At 65.1% G+C, this 25,107-nt stretch carries 26 protein-coding genes and 1 tRNA gene; 14 read left to right on the top strand and 13 right to left on the bottom strand.

What is annotated here, in order from left to right; all coding sequences use genetic code 11:
* The first annotated feature begins 13 nt into the window (after positions 1-13).
* The 4 genes from rlmN (at position 14) to AAA969_RS00470 (ending at position 3,936) form a co-directional block, all read left to right on the top strand.
* Complete coding sequence (rlmN, locus tag AAA969_RS00485; RefSeq protein ID WP_338242428.1) at positions 14-1,204, top strand: 23S rRNA (adenine(2503)-C(2))-methyltransferase RlmN; 1,191 nt, start codon at positions 14-16, stop codon at positions 1,202-1,204.
* Positions 1,201-2,058 (top strand): GNAT family N-acetyltransferase, encoded by an 858-nt coding sequence (locus tag AAA969_RS00480; protein WP_338242426.1) that lies wholly within the window; start codon positions 1,201-1,203, stop codon positions 2,056-2,058. The genes rlmN and AAA969_RS00480 overlap by 4 nt, the downstream gene beginning before the upstream one ends.
* Before the next feature lie 82 nt (positions 2,059-2,140).
* The gene (locus AAA969_RS00475; protein ID WP_338242424.1) at positions 2,141-2,482 is read left to right on the top strand and encodes a hypothetical protein; all 342 of its coding nucleotides are present in this window, start codon (positions 2,141-2,143) and stop codon (positions 2,480-2,482) included.
* Complete coding sequence (locus AAA969_RS00470; protein WP_338242422.1) at positions 2,479-3,936, top strand: methyl-accepting chemotaxis protein; 1,458 nt, start codon at positions 2,479-2,481, stop codon at positions 3,934-3,936. The genes AAA969_RS00475 and AAA969_RS00470 overlap by 4 nt, the downstream gene beginning before the upstream one ends.
* Here the strand turns inward: AAA969_RS00470 and AAA969_RS00465 are convergent, their stop codons facing one another.
* Positions 3,937-4,689 (bottom strand): class I SAM-dependent methyltransferase, encoded by a 753-nt coding sequence (locus AAA969_RS00465; RefSeq protein ID WP_338242420.1) that lies wholly within the window; start codon positions 4,687-4,689, stop codon positions 3,937-3,939.
* Between the two features lie 347 nt (positions 4,690-5,036).
* On the opposite strand from AAA969_RS00465, the gene AAA969_RS00460 reads away from it, so the two are divergent.
* Positions 5,037-5,798 carry a creatininase family protein gene (locus AAA969_RS00460; protein ID WP_338242418.1) on the top strand — a complete coding sequence of 254 codons (762 nt, stop codon included), beginning with the start codon at positions 5,037-5,039 and terminating at the stop codon, positions 5,796-5,798.
* A gap of 626 nt (positions 5,799-6,424) precedes the next feature.
* The gene (locus AAA969_RS00455; RefSeq protein WP_338242416.1) at positions 6,425-6,874 is read left to right on the top strand and encodes a hypothetical protein; all 450 of its coding nucleotides are present in this window, start codon (positions 6,425-6,427) and stop codon (positions 6,872-6,874) included.
* Here the strand turns inward: AAA969_RS00455 and AAA969_RS00450 are convergent.
* The 5 genes from AAA969_RS00450 to tsaD are packed head-to-tail and all read right to left on the bottom strand — an operon-like array spanning position 6,871 to position 9,950.
* The gene (locus tag AAA969_RS00450) at positions 6,871-7,194 is read right to left on the bottom strand and encodes a cupin domain-containing protein (protein ID WP_338242413.1); all 324 of its coding nucleotides are present in this window, start codon (positions 7,192-7,194) and stop codon (positions 6,871-6,873) included. The two genes, AAA969_RS00455 and AAA969_RS00450, sit on opposite strands and share 4 nt — an antisense overlap.
* Positions 7,191-7,526: a Rieske (2Fe-2S) protein gene (locus AAA969_RS00445; protein ID WP_338242411.1), complete on the bottom strand. Its 336-nt coding sequence runs from the start codon at positions 7,524-7,526 to the stop codon at positions 7,191-7,193. The genes AAA969_RS00450 and AAA969_RS00445 overlap by 4 nt, the downstream gene beginning before the upstream one ends.
* Positions 7,526-7,819 (bottom strand): YciI family protein, encoded by a 294-nt coding sequence (locus AAA969_RS00440; RefSeq protein WP_338242408.1) that lies wholly within the window; start codon positions 7,817-7,819, stop codon positions 7,526-7,528. The genes AAA969_RS00445 and AAA969_RS00440 overlap by 1 nt, the downstream gene beginning before the upstream one ends.
* The gene (locus AAA969_RS00435) at positions 7,819-8,820 is read right to left on the bottom strand and encodes an NAD(P)H-dependent glycerol-3-phosphate dehydrogenase (RefSeq protein ID WP_338242407.1); all 1,002 of its coding nucleotides are present in this window, start codon (positions 8,818-8,820) and stop codon (positions 7,819-7,821) included. The genes AAA969_RS00440 and AAA969_RS00435 overlap by 1 nt, the downstream gene beginning before the upstream one ends.
* Positions 8,817-9,950: a tRNA (adenosine(37)-N6)-threonylcarbamoyltransferase complex transferase subunit TsaD gene (gene tsaD, locus AAA969_RS00430; protein ID WP_338242404.1), complete on the bottom strand. Its 1,134-nt coding sequence runs from the start codon at positions 9,948-9,950 to the stop codon at positions 8,817-8,819. The genes AAA969_RS00435 and tsaD overlap by 4 nt, the downstream gene beginning before the upstream one ends.
* A gap of 37 nt (positions 9,951-9,987) precedes the next feature.
* Here tsaD and hemC point away from each other — a divergent pair, with 37 nt between their 5' ends.
* The 6 genes from hemC (at position 9,988) to AAA969_RS00400 (ending at position 15,299) form a co-directional block, all read left to right on the top strand.
* Positions 9,988-10,956, top strand: coding sequence for a hydroxymethylbilane synthase (gene hemC, locus AAA969_RS00425; RefSeq protein ID WP_338242402.1), 969 nt, complete (start codon positions 9,988-9,990; stop codon positions 10,954-10,956).
* Complete coding sequence (locus AAA969_RS00420) at positions 10,953-11,690, top strand: uroporphyrinogen-III synthase (RefSeq protein WP_338242400.1); 738 nt, start codon at positions 10,953-10,955, stop codon at positions 11,688-11,690. The genes hemC and AAA969_RS00420 overlap by 4 nt, the downstream gene beginning before the upstream one ends.
* 33 nt (positions 11,691-11,723) lie before the next feature.
* Complete coding sequence (locus AAA969_RS00415) at positions 11,724-13,031, top strand: hypothetical protein (protein WP_338242399.1); 1,308 nt, start codon at positions 11,724-11,726, stop codon at positions 13,029-13,031.
* The gene (locus AAA969_RS00410; RefSeq protein ID WP_338242397.1) at positions 13,028-14,491 is read left to right on the top strand and encodes a heme biosynthesis protein HemY; all 1,464 of its coding nucleotides are present in this window, start codon (positions 13,028-13,030) and stop codon (positions 14,489-14,491) included. The genes AAA969_RS00415 and AAA969_RS00410 overlap by 4 nt, the downstream gene beginning before the upstream one ends.
* Entirely contained in the window at positions 14,488-15,132 is a 645-nt protein-coding gene (udk, locus tag AAA969_RS00405; protein ID WP_338242395.1) for a uridine kinase, read from the top strand. The genes AAA969_RS00410 and udk overlap by 4 nt, the downstream gene beginning before the upstream one ends.
* A 91-nt stretch (positions 15,133-15,223) precedes the next feature.
* A tRNA-Thr gene (locus tag AAA969_RS00400) sits at positions 15,224-15,299 on the top strand.
* A 177-nt stretch (positions 15,300-15,476) separates the two neighbouring features.
* Here the strand turns inward: AAA969_RS00400 and AAA969_RS00395 are convergent.
* A complete protein-coding gene (locus AAA969_RS00395; protein WP_425324983.1) occupies positions 15,477-17,906 on the bottom strand; it encodes a DUF305 domain-containing protein in 2,430 nt (809 codons plus the stop codon).
* 151 nt (positions 17,907-18,057) lie between these two features.
* Here AAA969_RS00395 and yghU point away from each other — a divergent pair, with 151 nt between their 5' ends.
* Positions 18,058-18,909, top strand: coding sequence for a glutathione-dependent disulfide-bond oxidoreductase (yghU, locus tag AAA969_RS00390; RefSeq protein WP_338242391.1), 852 nt, complete (start codon positions 18,058-18,060; stop codon positions 18,907-18,909).
* A gap of 102 nt (positions 18,910-19,011) precedes the next feature.
* Here the strand turns inward: yghU and AAA969_RS00385 are convergent, their stop codons facing one another.
* The 3 genes from AAA969_RS00385 to bfr all read right to left on the bottom strand — a co-directional run bounded on the left by AAA969_RS00385 (position 19,012) and on the right by bfr (position 22,219).
* Complete coding sequence (locus AAA969_RS00385) at positions 19,012-20,925, bottom strand: LVIVD repeat-containing protein (protein WP_338242389.1); 1,914 nt, start codon at positions 20,923-20,925, stop codon at positions 19,012-19,014.
* 26 nt (positions 20,926-20,951) lie between these two features.
* The gene (locus tag AAA969_RS00380; RefSeq protein WP_338242387.1) at positions 20,952-21,650 is read right to left on the bottom strand and encodes a DUF305 domain-containing protein; all 699 of its coding nucleotides are present in this window, start codon (positions 21,648-21,650) and stop codon (positions 20,952-20,954) included.
* An 89-nt stretch (positions 21,651-21,739) separates the two neighbouring features.
* Entirely contained in the window at positions 21,740-22,219 is a 480-nt protein-coding gene (gene bfr / locus AAA969_RS00375) for a bacterioferritin (RefSeq protein WP_338242384.1), read from the bottom strand.
* A gap of 138 nt (positions 22,220-22,357) precedes the next feature.
* Here bfr and AAA969_RS00370 point away from each other — a divergent pair, with 138 nt between their 5' ends.
* Positions 22,358-23,407 (top strand): hypothetical protein, encoded by a 1,050-nt coding sequence (locus AAA969_RS00370; RefSeq protein WP_338242382.1) that lies wholly within the window; start codon positions 22,358-22,360, stop codon positions 23,405-23,407.
* Positions 23,408-23,419: 12 nt separating this feature from the next.
* On the opposite strand, the gene AAA969_RS00365 is transcribed toward AAA969_RS00370, so the two are convergent.
* The 3 genes from AAA969_RS00365 to AAA969_RS00355 all read right to left on the bottom strand — a co-directional run bounded on the left by AAA969_RS00365 (position 23,420) and on the right by AAA969_RS00355 (position 25,041).
* Positions 23,420-23,617: a (2Fe-2S)-binding protein gene (locus AAA969_RS00365; RefSeq protein WP_338242380.1), complete on the bottom strand. Its 198-nt coding sequence runs from the start codon at positions 23,615-23,617 to the stop codon at positions 23,420-23,422.
* Between the two features lie 117 nt (positions 23,618-23,734).
* Positions 23,735-24,526 (bottom strand): TIGR00266 family protein, encoded by a 792-nt coding sequence (locus AAA969_RS00360; RefSeq protein WP_338242379.1) that lies wholly within the window; start codon positions 24,524-24,526, stop codon positions 23,735-23,737.
* Between the two features lie 98 nt (positions 24,527-24,624).
* A complete protein-coding gene (locus tag AAA969_RS00355; RefSeq protein ID WP_338242377.1) occupies positions 24,625-25,041 on the bottom strand; it encodes a response regulator in 417 nt (138 codons plus the stop codon).
* Positions 25,042-25,107: the final 66 nt, after the last annotated feature.

Raw genomic sequence — 25,107 nt, 5'->3', positions numbered from 1 at the left:
TAGTCTGGCGGCCATGAACCACGCCCTGAACATTGATGCCCGCAACGCCAATGCTCCGCGCATCGACGAAACCACGCCGCGCGCCCTGCCCTCACTCGCCGGGATGACGCGCGAGGAATTGCGTCAGGTCGCGATCGCCTGTGGTGTTGATGAGAAGAAAGCCAAGATGCGCGCCGAGCAGCTGTGGCGCTGGATCTATCATTACGGCGTGACCTCCTTCGACGAGATGACCAATATCTCGAAGGACCTCCGCGCCGTCATCGCCGACAAGTACGCCCTCTACCGGCCCAAGCTGATTGACCGCCAGGTCTCGGTCGACGGCACTCGCAAATACCTCATCGAGCTGGCGCCCGGCGTCGAGTGCGAGACCGTGTTCATCCCCGATGTCGCCCGTTCGGGCGCGCTTTGCGTGTCCAGCCAGGTTGGCTGCACGCTCAACTGTACCTTCTGCCATACCGGCACCCAGGCGCTGGTCCGCAACCTGACCGCCGCCGAGATCGTCGCTCAGGTGATGATCGCGCGCGACGATCTCGAGGAATGGCCGACCTCGAACGAGAACCGCAAGATCACCAATATCGTCTTCATGGGCATGGGCGAGCCGCTCTACAATCTCGACCATGTCGCGACCTCGATCGACATCATCTCGGATGGTGAAGGCATCGCCATCTCGCGCCGGCGCACCACCGTCTCGACATCCGGTGTGGTGCCGAAGATCAAGGAATTGGGCGAACGCACCGGCACCATGCTGGCGATCTCGCTGCATGCGACCAATGACACGCTGCGCGACGAGCTGGTGCCGCTGAACAAGAAATACCCGCTGGTCGAGCTGATGAATGCGATCCGGGAGTATCCGGGCTTGGGCAATTCCAAGCGCGTGACCTTCGAGTATGTAATGCTGAAAGGCGTCAATGACAGTCTCGCCGAAGCCAAGGCGCTGGTGAAACTGCTCAAGGGCATTCCGGCCAAGATCAACCTGATCCCGTTCAATCCGTGGCCTAACAGCCCGTATGAGTGCTCCGACTGGGACCAGATCGAAGCCTTTGCCGATGTCGTGAACAAGGCCGGCTATGCCTCGCCGATCCGCACGCCGCGCGGTCGCGACATCTTCGCCGCCTGTGGCCAGCTGCGCTCGGAAAGCCAGAAGGTGAAGGCCAGCGTCCTGCGCAAGCAGCGGCTTGCGGACAACGCCACGCCCGAGGCGTGAGCGCGGCAGTCCTCTATCGCTGGCGACTCAAACCCGGCTGCGAGACCGCGTTCGAAGCCGCCTGGGCGGAGGGTACGCGGCACATCCACCGTGAATGCGGCTCATACGGCGCTGTGCTGCACCGGGGCGAGGACGGCCTGTACTGGTCCTATGCCGCATGGCCATCGGACGAGGTGCGCAAAACCTGCTTTGCCGACCATGACTGGTTCTCCCGGGACTGTTTCACCACCATGCAGGCCTGCATCGAAGAGCGCTTCGAGGAGATCCGCCTCGACGTCAGCCATGACGCGCTAACCGAGCGGGGCCCGGCCTGCACCGTACCGACCCTGACCACGGACAGATTGCTGCTGCGGCCGCTCGTTCTTGACGACGCGGCGGCGCTCTATCCGGCGCTGAGCGACGAAACGACCATGCGATACTGGTCGCGCGGCCCGCTTGAGAGCGTGGAAGCGGCTCGTGACTATCTGCGCGGGTCGATTGGTTCGTCGACGGTCCGTGCCTGGGCGATCACCCTGCCGGGCGATCCGAAAGACGCCCTGGGATGGGTGGTTCTGATTGATCACAAGCCCGGGATCGCCGAGACCGGCTACATCATTCGTCCCGACGCCCGACGCAAGGGCTATGTCCGCGAGGCCGTTGCCCGGGTCCTCGACTTCGCATTTGGCGAACAGGGCCTGCGGCGCGTGTTTGCCGATACAGACCCCGACAATGCCGGCTCGATCGCGGTTGCAACCGGGCTCGGCTTCACCCTGGAGGGCCGTCTCCGCGGCCAGTGGGAGACCCATATCGGGGTTCGCGACAGCCTGATCTTCGGCCTGCTTTGCGCCGAATGGCGCGGTGGAGCAAGGTCGTAATATTGCATGACACAACGAGGTAAACCCTGATTAACCAACGCCCGTTTAAAGAGGGTGGGATAAGGACGGGGTTTGCTCGGCAATGCTGAAAAGCGCACCAACTATACTTCTAATTGCAATAACGGCGGCAACGCCATTGCTTGCGGCGGTGGAGACGCCGGCGAATGATCGCTATGCGGCGATCTTCCCGCCCGGCTGGCAGGCGCGCGACGTTGTCATGGCCGCTGCCGAGTCCGGACAATCGACGCTCACCTTCGGGCGCACCGAGAATATCGGCATCTTTGTTCTCTCCGATCCGTCCGCCCGCCAGGCCCTGCGTGATGCCGGCGCGTGGATCATCCTGCCCGCCAGCGCCTTTCGTGGCTGCCTTGTTGAACCCTTCGGACAAACGGTCCGCACTGCCAGAGAAAGTCTTCCCTCATGACCAGTCTCGATACCATCCGCCAGCGCGCCCAGACCGTCACCGTGATGATCATGGGTGGCCTTTGGGTTTCCTTGATGGTTGCCGCGACCTTCACCGCCCCGGAACGCCTTGTGCCGGCCGGACTCGTCGGGGGCATCGTGCTCGCCATTGCCGCCGCCAGCTGGCGGCTGAATCCGAACACCAGCGCCTCGCGGTCCACGGTCGGCGCCGCCTTGATCGCCTTCCCTGCGCTCTTCGTCTATCTGCTGAGCGGGAAGGCATGGCAGATCGACATGCACATGATGTTCTTCGCGGCTCTGTCGATCTCGGCCGTGATGCTGGACTGGCGCGTGATCGTGGCCGCCTCCGCGGCCACCGCCGTCCATCACCTGTCGCTGAACTTCTTCCTGCCGTGGGCCCTCTTCCCGGAAGGGGCTGAATTCTTCCGCGTTGTCTTCCATGCTGTCGTCGTCGTCGGCCAGGCGGGCGCGCTGGGCTGGATGACCTATAACGCCTCCGAAGCCCTGATCGGCGCTGACCGCAAGGCAACCGAAGCCGCCGAAGCGCAGGCTGCGGCTGCCGAGAGCGCAAAAGACCAGGCACAGACCCGTGACAAGGCCGAGCACCAGCGGATGGCCGTGGCCAAGCTGGCCCGTGGCTTCGAGGAGGCCCTGCGGGTGGTCTCCGGCGGCATTTCCGGCGCCGCCCAACAGGTCAGCACGCTCGCTTCCGATTTGAGCGGCGACGCGCAGGCAACCCGAGAAGGCGCCACCCAGGCCGCCAATCGTGCTTCCACCACCAACAGCAATGTCCAGTCTGTGGCGGCAGCCGCCCAGGAATTGTCGGCTTCGATCGGCGAAGTTGCCCGCATTCTCGAGAATAGCGGCGATGTGTCTGATCGCGCCGCTGCGGAAGCCGAGGGCGCCGGACGGTCGATCGACGCGCTGGAAACAGCCGCCAAGGAGATCGAGGACATCATGCGCCTCGTCGCCGACGTCGCCGAACAGACCAACCTGCTGGCCCTGAACGCAACCATCGAAGCGGCACGCGCCGGTGAAGCCGGCAAGGGCTTCGCGGTCGTCGCCTCCGAGGTCAAGGCCCTGGCCGAGCAAACGACCCGGGCCTCAAGCGATATCGGTCAGAAGATCGAAGCCATGCGTGGCGCCTCCGGCGGCGCGGCGACCTCGCTGGGCCGGATCGCCGAGATCATCTCGGAATTGCGCACCTCGACCGAAAGTGTCCAGGGCGCCTTTGCCGAGCAGAACCAGGCGACCCAGGAAATTGCCTCCCTGGCGGAACGCGCCGCGGTCGAGACCACCGAAGTCAATAACTCCATGGGCTCGGTGAGCGATGCCGCCCAGCGGACCAATGACGCCGCCGAAGCCTTTACCCGCGCCTCCAGTGAGCTCGGCGAAGCCGCCAACCGCCTTGATCAGGAGCTGAACCACTTCCGCGCCGAGCTCGACGCCGCCTGATCAGTCCGGCTTGCGGAAACGCAGGACAAAGCGATCGGTGTGACGCCGGATCGAGGGATCAAAGACGCTGATTTCGCGTGCGTCCTCGGCATTGGCCAACATGGCGCTGCTGGCTTCGAGTTCGAAGCCGGCAGCGCTGATTTCCTCGATCACCGCGGCTTCGTCGATCCTGTGCAGGCTTTCAACCGCCTCAAGACCGGTCCCCGCGACGGCGTGATGGTCGATCACGACAAAGACACCGCCCGGACGGAGCGAGTCGAAAATCTCGCGGTTCATCGCCGCACGATCGGTCCCGTCCCACGCCGTGTCATGGTAGAAAAGCACCATGAAAACCGCGTCCAGCGGCAGGTCGATGTTATCGCCAAAACTTTCCATCGGCGCGCTGAAATGCGTCATGTTCGCACGTTCGGCAGCGATGGCGGCCAGCGCGGCATCGGTTTCGGCAAAGTCTTCGGCGACCCAGGTCGGGTTCATCGTGTAGACGTGACCACTGGTCCCGACTGCGGTCGACAGGACGCGTGAATAATAGCCACCCCCGGCCGCCATGTCGGCAACACGCCAGCCCGGCTCAACCCCGGCGAACAGCAGGACCTCGGCCGGATGTCGTGCGGCATCAAGCTGGCGGTCAGTTTCCGGCCGACTGGCGTCGGAGACAGCGCTCTCGATGCTTTCCGGCATGGGGTCGTCCTGGGCCAGGACCGGTGCGGCCATCAAGGCGGCCAGGGCGACAGATGCAATGAACAGACGACGCATGATTTCCCCTCATCAAACAGGATGTTTGGGTCCGTCTTACATCATGACGGTGCGACAGGCTTCTGACAGATCGCTCACGAAGCCGTGACGGGCGCCGGGATAATCCCGATTCTTTTACGCTTGATAAGGACTTAGCGGGTAGAACGAGGTCGAGACGGCAAAAGGCCGCGATGGAGGGGTCCATGCATTTCATTTTCGCATTCACAGCACTGGCGTCCGCGCTGGCGGCCTGGCTCTACCACCGCGAAAGCCGCCGCCTCTAGACGATGGCCTCAAGCATCCCGGCCTTGCGCCCGGGCCCACGCGCGGTTTAGCTCCCCGGACACGCTGTTCCGGAGACGAGCCCCATGCTGTTGCACCATGCGTCCTGGCCCGAAGTCGAGGCCTATCTCACGCGATCCAAGGGGATCATCATCCCCATCGGTTCGACCGAACAGCACGGCCCGAACGGCCTGGTGGGCACCGATGCGATCTGCCCCGAAATGATTGCCGCCGAAGCCGGTCAAGAGGCCGGTCTTCTGGTCGGCCCGACCTTCAATGTCGGCATCGCCCAGCACCATCTCGGTTTCGCCGGCTCCATGACCCTGCGTCCCTCGACCATGATCGCCGCGCTCAATGACTGGATCGAGAGCCTGACCCGGCACGGCTTCGACAAGATCTATTTCTTCAATGGCCATGGCGGCAATATCACCACAATCAACGCCGCCTTCGCCGAGTATTATGCCAATTTCTCGCTCGACGCGACGCCCTGTCCGGTCAAGCTGATGCAGCGCAACTGGTGGGAGTTGCCGGGCGTCATGGAGACCTGCCGCAAGCTTTTCCCGGTTGGCGAGGGCATGCATGCGACCGCCTCGGAAGTCTCGGTTACCTATTACGCCCACCCGCACGCCATCAAGCATGTCGAGATGAGCCCCAAGATCGCGCCGGTCGGTGGCTTCAGCGACGCCGCAGACTACCGCAAACGCTTCCCCGATGGCCGTATTGGTTCCGACCCGTCGCAGGCGACACCGGAAAAGGGCGCTGAGATCGTCAGCTTCGCCAAGCAGGCACTGATCGCGGAGGCGTGCAGCTTCTTCGATGTTAAACCGATCGCGCAGGCGACCGGCTAGAGCCTGCCTGGCACGACATCCGCCCGGGCAGGCCGGATCGCGATCTTATCCCCCGGCTCAGAGCCCTTCCTTCTCCCTTGGGAGAAGGTGCCCCGGAGGGGCGGATGAGGGGGATTCTCGGGGAGATACAAGGCTTTACCCCTCACCCTGACCCTCTCCCAAGGGAGAGGGAAAGCGTCTGGCCGGCAGAAACTTATCCGCACCCCCTCGACACCATGAGACACTGCCCTCGGTTTTCGGGACGGGAGGCGCGAGCTCAGTCACTTGTGCCCGGAAGCGTGCGGAGCCTGTCCGCGTACGGGGGTGACATCCCGATACTCCGGCAGGGCGTGCGACATGGTCGCGGGGCACTAAACGACCGACCCCATCTACCTGTCGCGTTGGAATCGGGGGCGAGAGCGTCCGGGAAAACTCCGCGGACGGGATGCTTGTCGAAGCTACCCTTATCAATCCAGCGCTTTATCGGCTCCGGCCGGCATCCCGCTCCCTCCCACCTCCGGCGCGTCAGCGTGCGGAGCCAAAGGCGTGTCAAAGCGCGACCGTGCGCGACACAAAACATTCATTTCACCGCGACCGTTGCGCTCGCTATACGCCAGCCGTGTCGCGTCGGTACGGAGTGCGTCGAAATGAAAGCGTGGATCAGCCTGCCCGCCCTTGCCCTTCTGGCCGCCTGTTCGTCCGAGCAGGCCTCGACCGTCAATACCGGCTTCAGCGAAGACAATCTGGCGACCTCACAGGCCTGCTTTGCCGAGACGCCGTCGGTCCTGCTTGAGAGGGGCCAGACGCTTCTGGAAACCGGTCCGGCCGGCCTGACCCGCGTCTCCTGGTCGCTTGGCGACGAGACCGGCGATCTCGCCCTGTCGATTTCGGGCATGGACACGGTGACCAAAACGGCGCTCGATGCGGCCAATGCCGCCTTCTACAGCGCCGCCGGCCGACAGCATGACCACAGCACGGACGCAGTGATTTATCATCGCACGACGGACGGGACCTTCTGCACGGTGGTGCGGGATGAGGCGACCGGCCGGGCCCTGGTGGACGCCGTTACAACCCTGCCGGTACCGTCCGCAGACTAGTCGCGAAAAAAGACGGCCAGCCAGACCGTCTCGGTATCGGGGGCGGTCGTCTCGATGCGATGCGGCCGATGGGCCGGGATCAGAGCATGGTCACCCGGCCCCAGCGTCAGTCGCTCATCCGGCATCCGCAGGATCAGCACGGCCGACCCGGCCAGTACCGCCACCCATTCCTGCTCGTCCTGGTCGTACCAGAAGCCCGGCGGAGAGCCTTGGCCACGCGAGACGATCCGCTCGATCCGCAGATCGCGTCCCGTCGCGAGGATGTCCGTGATCTCGGCGCGGCTGGCATCCGGCAGGTCGGCGAGGAGATTGCCCGTCACAGGGCCCGCACCTCGGCGCCGACAATCTCGACCGGGATGGCGGTGAGGTGATCGCCGGCCGCCGGGCCACCGGTGCAATCGCCGCTCGCCACATCGAAACTGGCACCATGGACCGGACAGACCAGCGCCTTGCCCTTGTGAAGCAGGCCGCGACCGTCAGGCAGACAAAGCGGGAGCCCGGCATGCGGACAGAGATTGGAAAAGGCCGTGACGGTCTCACCCCGGCGGATCAGCACGACAGCACCGCCCTCCCAGGCCGAGGCCCGGGCGCCGGGATCGGGCAAGTCGTCGAGACGCGCGAGAACCGTGCCGGCGGTCGGTTTCGGGCGCATCAGCGGGGCTCGGCCGGGGGATTGATGACCCAGCGATAGGGCGCTACCTCGACCCGCTCGAACAGGCCAGCGACCTGATAGGGATCGGTCACCAGCCACACATCCAGGGCGGCCCGGTCCGCCGCCTCGATGATCAGCAGCGAGCCGGCCATCTCGCCAGCCTCGTTGAGCCAAGGTCCGGCCGCCTTCACGCTCGTTCCCGCCGCGTTCAGCCAGGCGACATGGGCCTCGCGATTGGCCATCCGGACGTCGAGGGCGCCCGGTCTGTCATGGGTGTGAACCAGAAAGAGCATCAGGCGGTCTCCAGCGTGAAGGGACGGGCGAGCAGGGTCTCGATCGCGTCGTCGACGCTGGCCCGTCCGGCGAGAATATCGTTGACCGCTTCGCAGATTGGCATTTCGACGCCATTGCGGCGCGCCAGTTCGACGACCGCCGGAGCGCTGGCCACGCCTTCGGTCACGGCCCGGCGGCTGGCCATGATGGCCTCCAGCGTCGCGCCGCGGCCCAGTTCCAGCCCGCACGACATGTTGCGCGATTGCGGTGAGGAACAGGTCAGCACCAGATCACCCAGACCACACAGGCCACCAAGCGTCTCGCGCTGAGCGCCGAGCGCCAGGGCCAGACGGGTCATCTCGGCAAAGCCGCGCGAAATCAGGGCCGCATGAGCTGACTTGCCGAGCCCCTTGCCCTCGGAAATCCCGCAGCCGATCGCCAGCACATTCTTCACCGCGCCGCCGATTTCGGCGCCGATCAGATCGGTCGCCAGATAGGGCCGGAAACGACTGGTCCCCAGCGCCTCGATCAACGCATTGCCGACACGCTCGTCGGCGCAGGCCAGCGTGACCGCGGTCGGCAGGCCCTGGGCGGTGTCGATGGCAAAGCTTGGTCCGGACAAGACCGCCGGCACTGCGGCCGGGATGGTCTCGGCGAGCACCTGGGTCATCAAGGACAGGGAGGATTGTTCGATCCCCTTGGCACACAGCACGATTGGCAGGCGGGGCCGGGCATAGGGCAGGAAGCCTTCCAGGACCCGGCGCAGATGCTGGGCCGGGGCGACCGCCAAGACGGCGTCGCAGGCATCGAGGTCGGAGATCGAGGTGGTCGCCTCAATCCCCGGATCCAGGGCCAAACCCGGCAGGTAGACCGCATTCTCGTGACGGCTATTGATCGCATCGGTGACATCCGGCTCGAATGCCCACAGCGTAACATCGCGCCCCGCCTTGGCGGCGGTCTGTGCCAGGGCCGTACCCCAGGCGCCGGCGCCGATCACGCCAATGCTCTGATACTCACTCATGCCTTGGGTCCTTTCCGTCCGGAGCCGATGGCCGGGTCCGATTGCGCCGATGCCGCGTCCAGCGGCCAGCGCGCCCGGGCCGGGGCATCCAGCCCGTCAATCTGGCCGCGGGCCAGCTTTTCCAGTCCGACCAGTGCGATCATCGCAGCATTGTCGGTACACCATTTCATCGGCGGGGCGATCAGCCGGAAACCGGCCGCCCCGGCCTCGCCCTCGAGCGCGGCCCGCACCGCCTTGTTGGCGGCCACACCGCCCGCCACGACCAGCGGCATGGGGCGTGCGGTCGCCGGGTAACGCTCGGCAAAGATCGCCAGCGCCCGCCGTGTCCGACGGGCCAGCGCCGCGGCGATCGCCGCCTGCACGCTGGCGGCGAGGTCGGCCTTGTCCTGCTCGGTCGGGGCCTCGAGCCCGTCCCAGATCTGGCGCGCGGCGGTCTTGAGCCCGGCAAAGGAGAAATCACATCCGGGCTTGCCCTTCAGCGGCATGGGCAGGTCAAAGCGCTCGGCATCGCCGTTCTCGGCACAGCGCTCGAGCGCCGGCCCACCGGGAAAGCCCAGCCCCATGACCTTGGCGGTCTTGTCGAAGGCTTCACCGGCGGCATCGTCCAGCGTCGAGCCCAGCCGGTGATAGACGCCAACCTCCTCGGCGATCAGCAATTGGGTGTGACCGCCGGAAACCAGCAAGAGCAGATAGGGAAAGGCCAGTGGCGCCGAGATCCGCGGCGACAGGGCATGCCCCTCGAGATGGTTGACCGCAATCAGCGGCTTGCCGGAGCCAAGCGCCAGCCCCTTGGCCGTCATCAGTGCCGCCATCACACCGCCGATCAGTCCCGGCCCCGAGGTCGCGGCGATACCGTCGAGGTCAGAGACGGCAAGGCCGGCCGCTTCGAGCGCCAGGACCACCAGACCGTCCATTGCTTCGGCATGGGCGCGGGCAGCAATCTCCGGCACGACACCGCCGAACGGCGCATGCGCCTCGGTCTGCCCGAGCACACAATCGGCCAGCACGGTGACGGCACCGTCGGGCGCACGGCGCAGAATCGCCGCTGCGGTCTCATCGCAGCTGGATTCCAGTCCGAGCACGGTCAGTGTGCGCGCTTGCGCTTGGGGCGAGGGGGGCGCTAAGTCCATGGCTGTCCACTAGCCCCAAGACCGGGATGATTGCAACGTGAAGCCGCCGTCAAAACCTCTCGCCATCGCGACCCGCCGCTCACCGTTGGCCCTGGTTCAGGCTCGCGACGTGCAAGCCCGACTGGCCGCGCAATGCCGGCTGACAGGCGCGGCAATCGACGCCCACTTCCCGATTCTCGGCCTGGTTTCGACCGGTGACCGGATCCAGGATCGCACGCTGATCGAGGCTGGCGGCAAGGGCCTCTTCACCAAGGAGATCGACGAGGCCCAGCTGGTCGGGCGCGCCGCCTTCGCGGTGCACTCGATGAAGGATGTCCCGACCACCCTGCCCGACGGGCTGGTGCTGGGTGCCCTGCTGGAACGCGAGGATCCGCGCGACATGCTGATTGCCCGCGGCGGCGAGACCCGCCTGGCCGACCTGCCGGCGGGCGTCACCATCGGCACGGCCAGCCTGCGTCGCCAGGCGCAATTGCTGCACAAACGCCCCGATCTCACCGTCATTCCACTGCGCGGCAATGTCGATACCCGGCTGGGCAAGCTGGCCGAGGGGCCGATCTATGCCACTTTCCTCGCCCGCGCCGGCCTCAACCGGCTGGGCCGTGACGAGGCGCAGCGCGATCCGCTGCAGACCGGCGAGATGCTGCCGGCCGCCGCGCAGGGCGCGGTCGGTGTCGCCATCCGCGACGGCGACGGGCTGGCTGCGGACTATCTGGCCGGCCTGCATCACCGACCCACTGAGCTCGCGGTGACGGCGGAGCGGGCCTTCCTCGCCGAGCTTGACGGCTCTTGCCGAACGCCGATTGCGGCCCATCTGAATAACGTATCCATGGACTTCATCGGGGAAGTTTTGACTCCTGATGGCAAGCAGTGCTGGCGAGAGCAGATCCGATTCGACATGACGACCGCGGACACACATAGCGCCCGGCAGGCCGGGCAAGCCCTCGGACAGGCGGTGCGCCGGGCCGCCGGTGACGACGGTCTTGCGGCCGCCCTGGTGGGCGCATGACGGTTCTCGTCACGCGAGGCTGGCCTGGCGCGGAACGGACCGCATCGGGTCTCCGGCGCATGGGCATCGACCCGATCATTTCGCCCGTCCTCGACATCAATTTCCGGGCCCGCATCGAAACCAGCCTCGACGGTGTCCAGGCGCTGATCTTTACCTCGGCAAACGGCGTCAGGGCCTGGGGGCCGCGTCGCCCCGAACGTGACCTGCCGGTTTATGCCGTGGCCGATGCGACAGCCCAGGCGGCGCGTGATATCGGCTTCAAGAAGGTCTATTCGGCCGAGGGCAATGTGGACTCGCTGGCCAGGCTCATCCGCCGCAAGCTCAAACCGGAGAAGGGCTCGCTCCTGCATGTCCGCGGCATCCATGTTTCCGGCGACCTGTCCGGCGCGCTCAAACCCGACGGGTTCAAGGTCCGTGACGCGATCGGCTATGGTGCCGTCGCCGTTGACGCGCTGGGCGAGGAAGCGATTGCTGCGATCATCTCCGGTGCCCCGGTTTCGGTGCTGATCCACTCGGCCCGCGGTGCCAAGACCTTCCTCGACCTGCTCCGCAAATTCGGCCTCCACCACTGGCTGGGCTCAGTCACGGCGCTGGGCATTTCCGCCAACGCGCTGGCGCCGCTCGAAAGGGCGGGTTTTGGCGCGCTGGTCGTGGCTGCGGCTCCGAATGAAGAGGCGCTTCTGGCACTGCTGGATGATTCATCGGAACTGGCCTCGACAGGCCACGCGTCCTAAGCTGGCGCATCTTCGCGCGAATCATGGGCCGTCATGGCTAATTCCAACGACACACTCGATCCCGAACCGGTCGATGCCGAGTTCGAGCCGGCTGACGACAGCCGTGCAGCGGCTCGCCCTGCGACCAAGCGTGGCGGGAGCGTGTTCGGGCATTTTCTCGTCTTCCTGCTGGCCACGACTGCCGGTGGCGCGATCGGCTTTGGCGCCGCGCGCTACTACCCGGCCGACGCTGGACCTGATGCCGGCGCCGCCGCGGGGCGGGCCGCCCTGACCAGTGAGCTGACCGGGATTGAAACCCGGCTGGCCGCGCTGGAGGGCGAGGACCCGATCCTCGGCCTTGACGACGACGTGGCCGCGCTCGCCGCCCGTATCGAGGCGCTCGAAACCCGCCCCGCACCCGAAACACCGGCCGAAGCGGTCGACCTGTCCGCCATCGAGGCCCGCCTCGCCACCTTGGAATCTGCGCCCGCCCCGGAAACGCCGGCCGGCCCGGCCTTTGATCCGAGCGCGCTTGAAAACCGGCTCGCGGCCGTGGAAACCGCGCAGAGCCTGACAGACGCGCGGGCCCAGCAAGCCCTCGACGCCAGCCAGTCGACAAGCGCGCCCGCTCTGGATCCGCAGATCCTGCAGGCCATGACCGACCGGATCGCGGCAATCGAAACCTCCGTCGACGCCCTTCCGACATTACAGGACAACACGCCGGAGCTGACCCGCCTGTCAGCCGAGATTGCCACGCTGCAAAGCGATCTGGATGCCGTGCGCGGTCTGGCCCAGAGCGCGCAATCAAGTGCCGAGACGGCTGCCGAAACAGCCTCGACGACACCGGCCGATACCGGTCAGGCCTCACGCCAGCTGGCGGCCCGGGCGCTGGCGCTCACTGCGCTGCGGGAAATTGCCCGGACCGGCGACGGCTTCGAAGCGGAACGGGCGGCACTGTCGCGGCTATGGCGGGGCAATACCGATCTCGCCGCCATGGCGGATTATTCCCGCGCCGGCGTTCCCACGGTCGGTGAACTGGCCGACACCTTCCCGGGCGCCGAAATTCGTGCGGCCGCCGGGCCGGGCCGCGTCTTCTTCGGGCTGATCGAAGTGCGTCGGACCGATGGCAGTGACAGCGAGAGCGGACCGCTGGCGATGACCGCCCTGGCGGAACGCAGGCTGGCCGAAAACGACCTGGTCGGCGCCGTGACGATTGCCGAGCGCCTCGAAGGCGAGGCCCTGGAATCCGTGCGCGACTGGCTGATCCAGGCCCGCGCCCGGCTCGACCTCGACCAACGCCTGCAATCACTGCGTGACGCCCTCGCGGCAACGGCCGCCGAGCAGGGAAGCGACCCGACATGATCCGCCTGATCCTCGCCGTCACCTTCGCGCTGCTGACCGCGGCCCTGGGGGCGTTTCTCGCGCTCAATCCCGGCCGCGCCAGCTTTGAATTCCTCGGCGTCCAGACCGAGATGCCCTTTGTTGTCGCGGCAGGCGGGGTGATCCTGTTCGCCTTTCTGATGCTGGTCCTGTGGTGGGCGATTTACCTGTTGTGGACCTCACCGGACAAGGTGAAGGGTTTCATGGGCCGGCGCCGTCGCGAGCAAGGCTATGACGCGCTGGAGAAAGCCCTGATCGCCTCCGCTGCCGGTGATGGTGAAGCCGCCGTGCGCCAGGCCGCCCGTGCTGACGCGCTGCTGGATCGTCCGGCCCTGTCCCATCTGCTGGCCGCACGCGCTGCCGAGGCCGCGGGCAATCTGGATGGCGCCCAGAGCCATTACGAAGCGCTGCTGCAAGACCAGCGCACCCATATCGTCGCCCGTCGCGGCCTCGCCCAGCTGGCCATCGATCGCGGCGATCACACGGCCACGATCGACCACGCCTCGGACGCCTTCCAGAATGCCAAGGGGGCCCGCTGGGCCTTCGACTCGCTGTTTGACGCCCAGGTTGCCAAGGCACGCTGGCGCGATGCCGTCGCCACGCTCAATGAGGGTGAGCGTCGCAAACAGCTCGCGCCCGACACCGCCCGGCGTCGCCGCGCCGTCCTGCTGACGGCTGCCGCACTGGACGTCGAGCCGACCGATGCCGAGACTGCGCGCGAGCTGGCCGTGACCGCCCATCGCGCAGCCCCCGGCTTTGCCCCGGCAGCCGCCCTGGCCGCGCGCCTGCTGGCCGATGCCCGTCGCCACAAGCGCGCCGCCGAGGTCCTCGAGGATGCTTGGGCCGCCGCACCCCACCCGGCACTTGCCCGCGCCTTCCAGGATCTGCGCAAATCCGACACCAAGGCCAAGCGCATGGAGCGCCTCAAGGCCCTCGCAGCGCTCAATCCGGAACACCGCGAAAGCCGGCTCATCCTGATCCAGACCGCCCTGGAGGAGGGCGATGCGCCGGAAGCCCGCAAGCTGCTCGACCCGATGCTCGACGGCGGCGCTCCCTCATCGCGGCTGTGCGCCCTGGCCGCGCGTCTGGCGCGTCTCGATGGCAAGGACGAACTGGCCCGCCGCTGGATGACCCGCGCCTCCCATGCCGGTGCCGATGCGGACTGGTCGGATATCGACCCGGACGGGCGCCTGTTTGCCTATACGCCGGACGACTGGAAGCACATGGTCTATGTCTATGGCGACGAGAACCGGCTGACCCATCCGCGCTATGACCGCTTCGAGCGCGTCGCCGGTGCGGTACCCGAAACGGCGCTTCTGGACGCCCCCAAACCCTCCCGGACGGTTGGTCAGCGGGCGGCCAGCTTCGCCGATACCCAGCCGCGCATGCCGGACGATCCGGGTGTGGAGGACGATGGCGCCGAGCAAGGACGCAAGGTTTGAGCGAGGCGGACGCAGCCCCGTCCAAGGTGACGCTGGTGGCGATTGTCGGTGGTTCGGCCTCCGGCAAGACGCGGCTTGCCTACGCCATCGCCGAACACGTGCCGGGAGCCTATGTCATCAAGGAGGATGACTATTATCTCGACGCCACCTTGCTGGCGGATTTCGATCCGGACACCTTCAATTTCGACGAACCCGCGTCCAAGGACCACGCCTTGCTGGTCCGCCACCTCAAGGCCCTCAAGGCCGGGCAGGGCGTCGATATTCCGCAATATGATTTTGCGACCCATGGCCGGATGGCGCAGACCCGGCATTGCGAGCCGGCACCCCTGATCATTGTCGAGGGCCTGCACGCGGTGGCGACGCCGGAGCTGGCGGCCTTGTTCGACCTGATCGTCTACGTGTCGGCCACCAGGCCGGTCCGTTTCGAGCGCCGCCTCAAGCGCGACGTCGCCGAACGGGGCCGGACCCCGGAATCGGTCAGGCTCCAGTTCGAGACCATCGTCGAGCCGATGCACACCCTGCATGTCGAGCCGCAGAAACCCCTCGCCGATATCATCGTCACCAATATGGGCCCGCCGGATTTCGACTGCCTCGCGGAACCCGTGCTGGAACGCTTGCAGGACAAGGTTTTCAGCGGCTGATTTTTGCCCTGACGGGGGACTTGCCGATTGCCCCGTTCGCGGGTAATTTCCGCCGCCTCCGAGCTGATGATGCCCGGAGACACGAGAATGGGCCGCTTTAGCTCAGCTGGTAGAGCAACGCATTCGTAATGCGTAGGTCAGGTGTTCGAGTCACCTAAGCGGCACCATTCTTCCCTTGCTGCCCCTCGGCTTGAGCCGTCGCCCGCTCAGACCCCTGCCGATTGGGCACGTGCTGCCACGAAACGCGCGCGGGGCAGCAGTGCGCGAGGCTGGTTCCCCCGAACAGAAAAAAGCCGCGACCCGGGAAAGGTCGCGGCTTTCTGTCTTCGCCAGCGGCAGAGGGATCAGCGCAGGCTGGCCGCCACGTTCTCGATTACCCCGAGCAGGGCTTGGGCACGGGCGGCGTTGGCGCTGCCGGCCTCCGGGGTCGGCATGGACTGCGCCAGAGCATCCAGCTCGGATGCCAGGGCCGCATCGCGATTACCCGCCTCGCGACGTTCATTGGCGCGTCCGAGGGCGTAGGACAGCGCCGTGGCCGTACCCGCCGGCAGCGCGTCGGCGCGGACCAGCTGGTCAACATAGGCCAGTCCGACAACCGGATGGTCAGGCCAGCTGACCGGGAATTGCTGCTGCGGATTGAAGGCGTCGCCCTGGTCAGCCAGCGCGGCCGCGGCGATCTCGTTCGCCGTCAGGTGCTCGCTGGGCAGGAGTTCGAGGACATCGAGCCCGCGCACGATCTCGGTGCCGTAAATGCGACCATCATACCAGTAGGTCGACCAGTAGCCGCCGAGGATCATGGTGTCCTCATCGATCGGTCCACGATCGAAGAAAGCAATCTCGACCGGGTTGGCACTGTCCGTGAAGTCGATCACCGAGACGCCGCCCTGGTACCAAGCCTGAACGAAAATATCCCGGCCCGGCACCGGCACCGCCGACCCGTTGTGCGCAACACAGTTTTCCTCATCCGACTGCGATGCCGGGATCTTGAAGTAGCCGGCAAATTCCAGGCGCCCGTCAACAATGTCGAAAATGGCGTCGGCGCCCCAGTCGGCGGGGTCCTGGGCCCGGCAGCGCGGACGGCCACCGCCGCCCCACTCATCGGTGAAGACGACCTTGGTGCCGTCATTGTTGAAGGTGGCCGAATGCCAGTAGGCGAAGCCCTGGTCGACGACCGCATCAATGCGGCGCGGAGCGCGCGGATCACTGATGTCGAGGATGATACCATTGCCGGAACAGGCGCCGGCGGCGAGGTTGAGGGCCGGGAAGACAGTGATGTCATGGCACTGATCCGTGCGCCGCGAGGTCTGCGTGCCCTCGCCATGATCACCGCCGGTCCACAGTCCAGCGATCCGGCCGGTCTCGTCATCGGCAAAGACCCGCGGGCTGTCGACGATGCGCGAGGCGGCCGGATTGTCGACCGGGATCTCGATCACGTCGATGCTGAACAGCGCCGTATCGGTATCCCCCGGCAGGCCGGCCATGCAGCCCGCCAGCTCGGCCTCGGGGCGAACAGAACTGGTGCCGGAATTGTAGACGATGATGACATCGTCATCGCTCGACACAACGGAATGGGTGTGCGAGCCACGGCAGGTCTGCACCTGGCCGACCTGGCGCGGGGCAACCGGGTCGCTGATGTCAAAGACCCGCAGACCACGGAAACGGTCCTCGCTGACCTCATCACTCACACCCTGGCGACCGCAATCGACACGGGCGCGGGTATCCTGGACCGACACGATCAACAGATCGCCGACGATGGAAACATCACCCTGGCCGCCGGGGCAGACAACCGAGCTGACCAGCCGGGGGGTGTCGCCGCCGAGCCGGTAGAGGTTGAAGCCATGGTAATTGCCCACAGCCATGAGATCTCCAGCGAAGGCGATGTCGGTATTGGAGAAACTCAGGAAGGGCGCACGCTGACCAAAACGGCGCTCGACCTCTTCATCGCTCTCGTCGGACGAAATCACTGGCGGCAGACCGGCCGGGTTCTCGGCATCGAAGAAGCCAGTGGGCTTGGGCAGGCTGGCCAGCAACGTGATATTGGCTGCCGCCGTCTCGGCATCCCGGAACCCGGCACCGAGACCGGCCCGCGGATCCTGTGACAGGCCGGAGAGCAGAGCGTTCATGCGACGAATTTCGGCTTGCTGTTCGCTGCGCACGTCATTGGCAAAATCAAACAGGGTCGGATCATAGGCTGACCCGCGCTGGTCAAGCAGGTGAGCCACCATCTCCACCGCACCCTCGTGATGCGCGATCATCAACTCGAGGAACAGCGCATCGAAATCCATGCCGTCGGCTTCAGCCAGGCGCGCCATCTGTTCCGGAGACGCCATGCCGGCCATTTCGCCATGCATGGCGTGGCCACCGGACATGCCGGCATGCATGGCATGCGGATCCGCCATCGGGTCCGGCGCTGTTTCGCCGCGCTCGCGCAGCCATCCCTGCATGAAGGCAATCTCGTCAGCCTGCGAAGCATCGATCCGGCCGGCAATCTCGACCAGCGCCTCGGTGCCACTTCGTCCCTCGACCAGCGCCGCCATCTGCACGGCCTGGTGATGGTGCCAGATCATCTGCTGCATGAAGCGGACATCGTCGTCGGAATAGCGGTTGGCCGCGATCTGGACGGCTTCCTCGGCGCTCAACTGACGGACCGCCTCGCCTGGCGCGCCCGGCTGAACGATCGGCGCGTCCTGAGCCAGCGCTGCCCCCCCGGCCGGCAAGCCGGCAGCCAGGGCCAGCACCGCTGACCCAATCAAGTATCGAGCTCTCAAAGCCATGTGAATCCTCCCAAATTCGCCCTTCCGCAACAAACTAGCGCGTCCCGGCGCCGGGGCAATTAAAAGGCGACAGACACACCGGCAGCGACCGGGCCTGGCTTGTTCATGACCCGAACGCCCCTACATTGGCGTGGAACAAGAGGACACAAGCATGACCGACGACAGCGCATACGTACCGCCGAAAGTGTGGACCTGGGACAGCGAGAGCGGCGGCCGCTTCGCGAATATCAACCGGCCGATCGCCGGTCCGACGCATGACAAGGAACTGCCCGTCGGCAAGCACCCGCTGCAACTCTATTCGCTGGCGACCCCGAACGGGGTGAAGGTCACCATCCTGCTGGAGGAGTTGCTGGCCCTCGGCCATGCCGACGCCGAGTATGATGCCTGGCTGATCAAGATCAATGAGGGCGACCAATTCTCGTCGGGCTTCGTGTCGGCCAATCCGAATTCCAAGATCCCGGCCCTGATGGATCACAGCACCGAAACCCCGACCCGGGTGTTCGAGTCCGGATCCATCCTGCTCTATCTGGCCGAGAAGTTCGGCGCCTTCCTGCCTTCCGACCCGACAGAGCGGACCGAGGCACTGAGCTGGCTGTTCTGGCAGATGGGCTCGGCCCCCTATCTCGGCGGCGGCTTTGGCCATTTCTATGCCTATGCGCCGGAGAAGTGGGAATATCCGATCAACCGGTTTGCGATGGAAGTGAAACGGCAAATGGATGTGCTCGACCGCACCCTGGCTGATCGCCCCTACCTCGCCGGCTCAGAATACTCGATCGCCGACATGGCGGTCTGGGCCTGGTATGGCGCGCTGGCCCGGGGTGTTCTGTACGAGGCGGGCGAGTTCCTCTCGGTCCAGGATTACAAGCATGTCCAGCGCTGGGCAGCAGAGATCGCGGACCGCCCTGCCGTGAAGCGCGGGATCAAGGTCAACCGGGTCTGGGGCGAAGAGGCCAATCAGGTCCCCGAGCGCCATTCTGCAGCCGACATCGACGCCAAGACCTGAACAAACCCTACACCCGCAAGAATCGCCGCGAGCAAAAGGGGCGGACCGGCCAGCTTGGCCAGTCCGCCCTTTTCAGCAGACCTCGCGGGCGGTGATCCGGGCCTACTGGATCCGGGCCAGCATGGCGCCGAGCTCCGTCAGACGGTGGACGTCAGCAGGGACCCCGGAGGCGTCGGCCGCATCGCCGAGCGTTCCGACTGCGGCGGCCAGGACGTCGCCATCAACCTGCCCGGAAGACCACGCCTGGATGGCAGCGCGAACCCCGGAGATCGAGGCCGGATCGAGGGCCTCAGCACGCTCGATCTGGTCGAGATAGGCCATCGCCACAACCGGTTCATCCGGCCAGGTGACATGCAGTTGGGTCTGGGTGTTGGCCTCGTCGAAATGGATCAGCTCGGCGGCGGCAATTTCGCTGGCCGTCAGCATCGGGCTCGCCTGCAGCCGGAAGACATCCAGACCCCGCGCGATTTCAGGCGCCCAGATACGTCCATTATGCCAGTAGGTTGCCCAGTAACCGCCCACCCGCAAGGCATCAGGACCCAACGGACCGCGGTCGAAAAAGGCGATCTCGTAAGGGTTGTTGCTGTCGGTGAAGTCGATGATCGACAGCCCGCCGCTATACCAGGCCTGGACCATGATGTCGCGGCCGGGAACCGGGATGATATTGCCGTTGTGGGCGACACAATTCTCGATCGCGGACTGTTCGCCCGGGATCTTGAAGAAGCCGCGACGCTGCAGCTCGCCATCGACAATATCGGCAACCAGATCGGCACCCCAATCCTGCGGATCGTCGGGCTGGCAACGCGCACCGAGACCGCCGCCCCATTCGTCGGTGAAGATGATCTTGCTGGCATCATTGGAGAAAGTCGCCGAGTGCCAATAGGCCATGTTCGGATCCGCCAGATCGGAAATCCGCCGCGGATTGACCGGGTCGGTGATGTCGAGAAGGATCCCGTTGCCACCGCAGGCACCGCCGGCGAGACCCATTTCCGGATAGACCGTGATGTCGTGACAGGCGACGGTGGACGATGATGTCTGCGCGCCGTCTTCCAGCGCCCCGCCAGCCCACAGGCCGGCAATCTCACCGGTCTCATAATCGGTGAAGATACGCGGCCGATTGATGATCGCAGCCTGCTCGGGGGCGTCGAGCGGCACTTCGATGATGTCAATCGAGTACAGAGCGGTCTCCGGGTTCTCGTCGGGCTCGCCGCCACTGCAACCGGCCAGCTCGCTGTCCGGACGCGGGCTGTTGGTGCCCTGGACATAGATATAGGCAGTCCGGTCATCAGTCGGATGCGGGACAAGCGTATGGGTGTGCGAGCCGCGGCAGGTCTGCACTGCCGCAACCTGGCGCGGCGCATTCAGATCGCTGATGTCGAAAATGCGCACACCGAGGAAACGCTCGGGACTGGAGTCGCCCTCAACGCCGCCATTGCCGCAATCGAGGCGGCCGCGATTCTGTTCGGTCGAGAAGAAGACCAGATTGCCGTGCACCGAGACATCACCCTGACCACCCGGGCAGACGACCGAAAGGATGTGTTCCGGGCTGTCCGGGTTGGCCGCGTCATAAACGTTGAAACCATGGAAGCCACCCATGATCACCCGGTCACCGGTGAAGGCCAGGTCGGAATTGGCAAAGGACAGCAGACCCGGACCGGAGTTTTCGGCTTCCACGTCGTCCGCGGTATCGGCGTCGTCAGCTTCGGCGGTTTCGACGGTCTCAGCTTGCGGGACTTCATCGGCGTCCTCGGTGTCATCATCGGCCTGCCCCGGTACGCCGAGCGGGATCATCGCCGTATCATAATCAAAAAAGCCCTCCGGCGGGCGCATCGACGCGGTCAGCTCGAGATTCCAGATCGCGGTTCCGGCATCGAACAGGCCCGGCGCCAGATCTGCCCGCGATGGCGGAGCGACGACGGTCGCCGGCTCGGCAGCTTCATCGGTTACCGGTGAACAGGCGGCGAGCGCTGCGCCCAGCGCCGCCAGAGAAACCATGGAACGGAAATTCGGTGTCATGAAAGCCCCCCTCGGACTTGCTGTACTCAAAGCCCGGCCAGCAGATTGCGCATGCGGGCAATTTCAGACGACTGGTCAGCCATGACCGCCGACAGGAATTCGGAAAGCTGCGGGTCCTGGCCATTTCCCGGCTCGGCCAGCAGGTCGTTGACCATGTCGATGGCACCCTGGTGGTGATGGATCATGCCGACCAGGTAGAGCCGGTCAAAATGCTCATCGCGGGCTGCGGCGAGCTCGGCCATCCGGGCCGGAGACAGCATGCCCGTCATCAAGGGAGTATCGGACGGCGCGGCGTCCGCATGCGACATGCCATGGCCTGAATGGGGCCCGTCGGATGGCGCCATCATGTGACCTGTGTCGGCATGTTGCATTTCCGTCGACAGCCCGCGGCGCTGAAGCCAGGCCTGCATCATCTCGATTTCCGACGACTGGGAACGGGCAATCCGGTCACCGATCAACGCAATTTGCGGGTTGTCGGTCCGCCCGGCGATCAACGCGCCCATCTCGACCGCCTGGCCATGATGGACAATCATGTGCTGCATGAATCGGGCATCGGCCCGGCTGTGAACGCTTGTTGCGAGACCGATCGATTGTTCCGGCGTCAGAGACCGCGCGGCCGTTCCGGGCGCGCCCGGCTGCATCAGAGGCGGATCGGCGAGCAGGCTGCCTGTCACCAGAAGCGCCATGCCGGCACCCAGCCCGGCCATCATCCTGTATCGGCTCATGCGGTCCCTTTACCCAAAGACTATCCTGGCACCGAGTGTAACCCGGCCCGGTCCTTTCGGGGAATAGCCGAGCGGGTGCGACCGGGAGCCTAGTCTTCGCCTGGCGCCATCTGCGACTGCATGTAGCGCCCTTCGCCGATCTTTTCGATCAGACCAAGCTGGGTCTCGAGGAAATCGATGTGCTCTTCCTCGCTGTCGAGAATGTCGGTGAAGATCTTGCGCGAGACATAGTCGCCGGCCTGCTCGCAATAGGCGATGGCCTCCTTGTAGAAAGGGTGGGCGCGCTGCTCGACCTTGAGATCGCACTCGAGACATTCCTTGAGTGTTTCGCCGATATAGATCTTGGCGAGGTCCTGGACGTTCGGCAGACCCTCGAGGAAGAGAATGCGCTCGATCAGGATGTCGGCATGCTTCATCTCGTCGATTGACTCTTCATACTCGACCTTGGCGATCTTCGCGAAGCCCCAGTCCTTGAACATGCGCGCATGCAGGAAATACTGGTTCACGGCGGCCAGCTCGAGCCGGAGCGCACCGTTGAGATAGTCGATGACCTTGGCGTCGCCCTTCATGGCATGTCTCCCGTTCTGATTTGGTGGCCAGTCTAGGCATGCCCGCTGGTTGTCCAAGCCCTATCTTTGCGACTGGCAATCGGTCGCGATGACGGAAAAGCCGTTGACTTGGCTGCGTTGACGGGGAGGATTATTGCCATGAAACAACGCCTTGCTGCCTGTCTGGTTCTGCTTGTCGGACCGGTGCCCCTCGCATCGGCCCAGGATGTCATCCGAACCTATCAACCCGATCCGGATGCGGTGATTGTGCCAGAGCGGGAAGCGCGGCCGCGCGCGCCGCGGCCGGAACCGTCCGCTGACACGCCCGTCTCGCTGCCTCCCGAGCGCTTCACGACGGCCCGGATCGACCTTCCGGAACGCTTTGAGCCTGACCCGCAACGGGTTCGTGTCCGCGGCCGGACATCGGTGGAAGCGGCGAGCCTCGAACGTGGATGTCGTGGATTTGTGTCGGACATTCCGCAACTCACCATGACCTATGTCGCGTCCGGCCTGCCGCTCTTCCTCTCGGCGAGCGGGAATGCCGCGTCGCTGCTGGTCGAGACCCCGTCCGGCGAGATTTCCTGCGCCCGACAGGGCCGGGCGCCAACATTGCCCCAGACGACATTCGGCGCGCCAGGTAGTGGCAACTATCGGATCTGGCTGGTCCGCGACGAACCCGATCAGCTTGTCAGTGGTGAGCTGACGATCTCCGAGCACAGCATGGGCGGCAGCCAGGGCCGCACCCTGCGACAGGTTTCACCCTCCTCGAATATCACGCTCAGCGACCGCGTCCGGATTGATGCACGCCCGGCCCTTGGAACCGTCGACATCTGGCAGGCAATGAATGCGCCTGTCCGCTGGAACCATATTCTGTCACCTGGCGAACGGATCACTCTGCGCGGCGATACGAGCTGTACCGGTTATGTCGAGACCAGCCCGGTGATGGCCCTGACCGCCCAGGTCGGTAACCGGGTCGACCTCTACACGGAGGGTGGACTGGATACGGTCATCTTCGCACGCGCGCCTGACGGCCGCTGGTTGTGCAATGATGATGGCGCCGTCGGCTTCAATGCCGGACTCGAACTCTCGATCGGATCAGGCGAGACCTGGCAGATATTTCTGGGAACCTATTCGCCGTCATCCAGCACCGGCAGCACAACACTGGTCTTGCAGGCGTCATCGATGATTCAGCCAATCGCCAGCAAGTAGACCCAACCGCGCCTACTCCGCCGCGGCAGCCAGCTCGTCCGTTTGCAGGCGGGTCGCGGCGATCATGTCGGCAATATCGGGCAGGCAACGGCCGCATTTCGGCTTGGCATCGCAGCGCTTGAAGACGCAGGCCGCAGTCCGAACGGATGGCTCTGCAGCGGCGGCTTTCAGCTCGCGATCACGGAGTGCGTTGCAGATGCAGACAAACATGCGGGACGTCGCTTCCTGATAATCTTTCGCAAACCTCCCGCGAATGCGAATGACTGTCAACTGCATAATTGATGCGCCGGACGGTCGCCCGCCCGGCGCGCGCCTTGTTTCAGGCGCTCAATTGCCGCGCATGATCGATCCGAGCGGGCCGAGGACCGAGCCCTCTCCCTGGCCGGACCCGGTCACCGGGACATTCGCGAGGATACGACCGGCGAGCCGCGAGAAGGGCATGGACTGGATCCACACCTTGCCCGGCCCGCGGAGACGGGCAAAGAAAACGCCCTCGCCACCGAAAATCATCGACTTGATATTCCCGGCGCGCTCGATCTCGAAATCCACGCCGGGCGTATAGGCGACAACGCAGCCTGTATCGACATGGAGTTCTTCACCGGCCGCGAGCTCTCGCTCGATCAGCGTGCCGCCGGCATGAACAAAGACCCAGCCAGTCCCTTCGAGGCGCTGCATGATGAAGCCTTCGCCACCGAACAGGCCGGTCATGATCCGCTTCTGCAGGGCGATTCCGACCGACACGCCCTTGGCCGCAGCCAGGAAACTGTCCTTCTGGCAGATCAGCTCGCCGCCAAGATCGGGAAGATGGACCGGAATGATTGTGCCCGGATAGGGCGCGGCAAAGGCAACCTTGGCCTTGCCCTGGCCGCCATGGGTGAAGACGGTCATGAAGAGGCTTTCGCCGGTCAGAAGGCGCTTGCCGGCGCCGGCGAGCGCACCCCATACGCCCTTGTTCTTCTGGGATCCGTCACCAAAGACAGCCTCCATGGAGACACTCGGCGCCTTGAACATCATCGCACCGGCTTCCGACACCACGCTCTCGCCCGGGTCGAGCTCGATCTCCACATACTGGATGTCGCTGCCGCCAATCTCGTAATCGATTTCGTCTGCCTGGCTCATTGCGCTCTCCCTGTCGCCTTCTGACGCGCCAAGGTTACTGGCGAACGGTCAGGGGACAAGCCGAAAACGCCTGCGCTGCAGAGGCTTGAGGCCAGGAATCAGATCGCCTGGAAGTCAGCCGACTCGGCGGCTTCGCGGATCATGTGCGCGAGCTGCGTCGGCATTTCGCCCTTCTGGTTCCGGAAGCTGGCATTCTTGTCGAGGCGCGAAATGCAATCGGGCAGATGGCTGGCATCAACGCTCATGGACCCCGACAGGATCATCAGCGGCGTATCACCGGCACAGGATTGCGTGGTTTCAAGCGTGTCGGTCGGATGGACCGAGTCCGGAAGGCGCAGGTCGAGCAGGATGAGGTCATAGTGCGTACGCGCCAGGCATCGCTTGGCGTCTTTCAGCGTCCGGGCGACCTCGAACGTGATGTCCAGATCACCGGCCTCACAGACGGCATGCTGAACAAGCATCGCATCGGCAAAATCGTCTTCTATGTGCAGAACGCGAATGGCTTGATTGGTCATAATGCTCTCCCTGACTCATATTCTATGCAGGTTGCGTTATCGAACCGTTTACGAAACACCGAAACA

Origin of the sequence: Maricaulis maris (genome assembly GCF_036322705.1) — a bacterium.
Taxonomy (GTDB): domain Bacteria; phylum Pseudomonadota; class Alphaproteobacteria; order Caulobacterales; family Maricaulaceae; genus Maricaulis; species Maricaulis maris_B.
Note: the sequence above shows the minus strand (reverse complement) of the source record. Positions and strands in the feature narration are given on the sequence as shown.

What these genes read in the sequence shown, in the direction of transcription:
- rlmN (WP_338242428.1), top strand. Translation starts at nt 14, where the DNA reads ATGAACCACGCCCTGAACATTGATGCCCGCAACGCCAATGCTCCGCGC.
- tsaD (WP_338242404.1), bottom strand. Translation starts at nt 9,950, where the DNA reads ATGGACTTAGCGCCCCCCTCGCCCCAAGCGCAAGCGCGCACACTGACC.
- AAA969_RS00475 (WP_338242424.1), top strand. Translation starts at nt 2,141, where the DNA reads ATGCTGAAAAGCGCACCAACTATACTTCTAATTGCAATAACGGCGGCA.
- AAA969_RS00440 (WP_338242408.1), bottom strand. Translation starts at nt 7,819, where the DNA reads ATGCTCTTTCTGGTTCACACCCATGACAGACCGGGCGCCCTCGACGTC.
- AAA969_RS00365 (WP_338242380.1), bottom strand. Translation starts at nt 23,617, where the DNA reads ATGTTTGTCTGCATCTGCAACGCACTCCGTGATCGCGAGCTGAAAGCC.
- AAA969_RS00420 (WP_338242400.1), top strand. Translation starts at nt 10,953, where the DNA reads ATGACGGTTCTCGTCACGCGAGGCTGGCCTGGCGCGGAACGGACCGCA.
- AAA969_RS00395 (WP_425324983.1), bottom strand. Translation starts at nt 17,906, where the DNA reads ATGGCTTTGAGAGCTCGATACTTGATTGGGTCAGCGGTGCTGGCCCTG.
- AAA969_RS00470 (WP_338242422.1), top strand. Translation starts at nt 2,479, where the DNA reads ATGACCAGTCTCGATACCATCCGCCAGCGCGCCCAGACCGTCACCGTG.
- yghU (WP_338242391.1), top strand. Translation starts at nt 18,058, where the DNA reads ATGACCGACGACAGCGCATACGTACCGCCGAAAGTGTGGACCTGGGAC.
- AAA969_RS00465 (WP_338242420.1), bottom strand. Translation starts at nt 4,689, where the DNA reads ATGCGTCGTCTGTTCATTGCATCTGTCGCCCTGGCCGCCTTGATGGCC.
- bfr (WP_338242384.1), bottom strand. Translation starts at nt 22,219, where the DNA reads ATGAAGGGCGACGCCAAGGTCATCGACTATCTCAACGGTGCGCTCCGG.
- AAA969_RS00370 (WP_338242382.1), top strand. Translation starts at nt 22,358, where the DNA reads ATGAAACAACGCCTTGCTGCCTGTCTGGTTCTGCTTGTCGGACCGGTG.
- AAA969_RS00410 (WP_338242397.1), top strand. Translation starts at nt 13,028, where the DNA reads ATGATCCGCCTGATCCTCGCCGTCACCTTCGCGCTGCTGACCGCGGCC.
- AAA969_RS00355 (WP_338242377.1), bottom strand. Translation starts at nt 25,041, where the DNA reads ATGACCAATCAAGCCATTCGCGTTCTGCACATAGAAGACGATTTTGCC.
- AAA969_RS00415 (WP_338242399.1), top strand. Translation starts at nt 11,724, where the DNA reads ATGGCTAATTCCAACGACACACTCGATCCCGAACCGGTCGATGCCGAG.
- AAA969_RS00380 (WP_338242387.1), bottom strand. Translation starts at nt 21,650, where the DNA reads ATGAGCCGATACAGGATGATGGCCGGGCTGGGTGCCGGCATGGCGCTT.
- AAA969_RS00385 (WP_338242389.1), bottom strand. Translation starts at nt 20,925, where the DNA reads ATGACACCGAATTTCCGTTCCATGGTTTCTCTGGCGGCGCTGGGCGCA.
- AAA969_RS00360 (WP_338242379.1), bottom strand. Translation starts at nt 24,526, where the DNA reads ATGAGCCAGGCAGACGAAATCGATTACGAGATTGGCGGCAGCGACATC.
- AAA969_RS00445 (WP_338242411.1), bottom strand. Translation starts at nt 7,526, where the DNA reads ATGCGCCCGAAACCGACCGCCGGCACGGTTCTCGCGCGTCTCGACGAC.
- AAA969_RS00435 (WP_338242407.1), bottom strand. Translation starts at nt 8,820, where the DNA reads ATGAGTGAGTATCAGAGCATTGGCGTGATCGGCGCCGGCGCCTGGGGT.
- AAA969_RS00455 (WP_338242416.1), top strand. Translation starts at nt 6,425, where the DNA reads ATGAAAGCGTGGATCAGCCTGCCCGCCCTTGCCCTTCTGGCCGCCTGT.
- AAA969_RS00460 (WP_338242418.1), top strand. Translation starts at nt 5,037, where the DNA reads ATGCTGTTGCACCATGCGTCCTGGCCCGAAGTCGAGGCCTATCTCACG.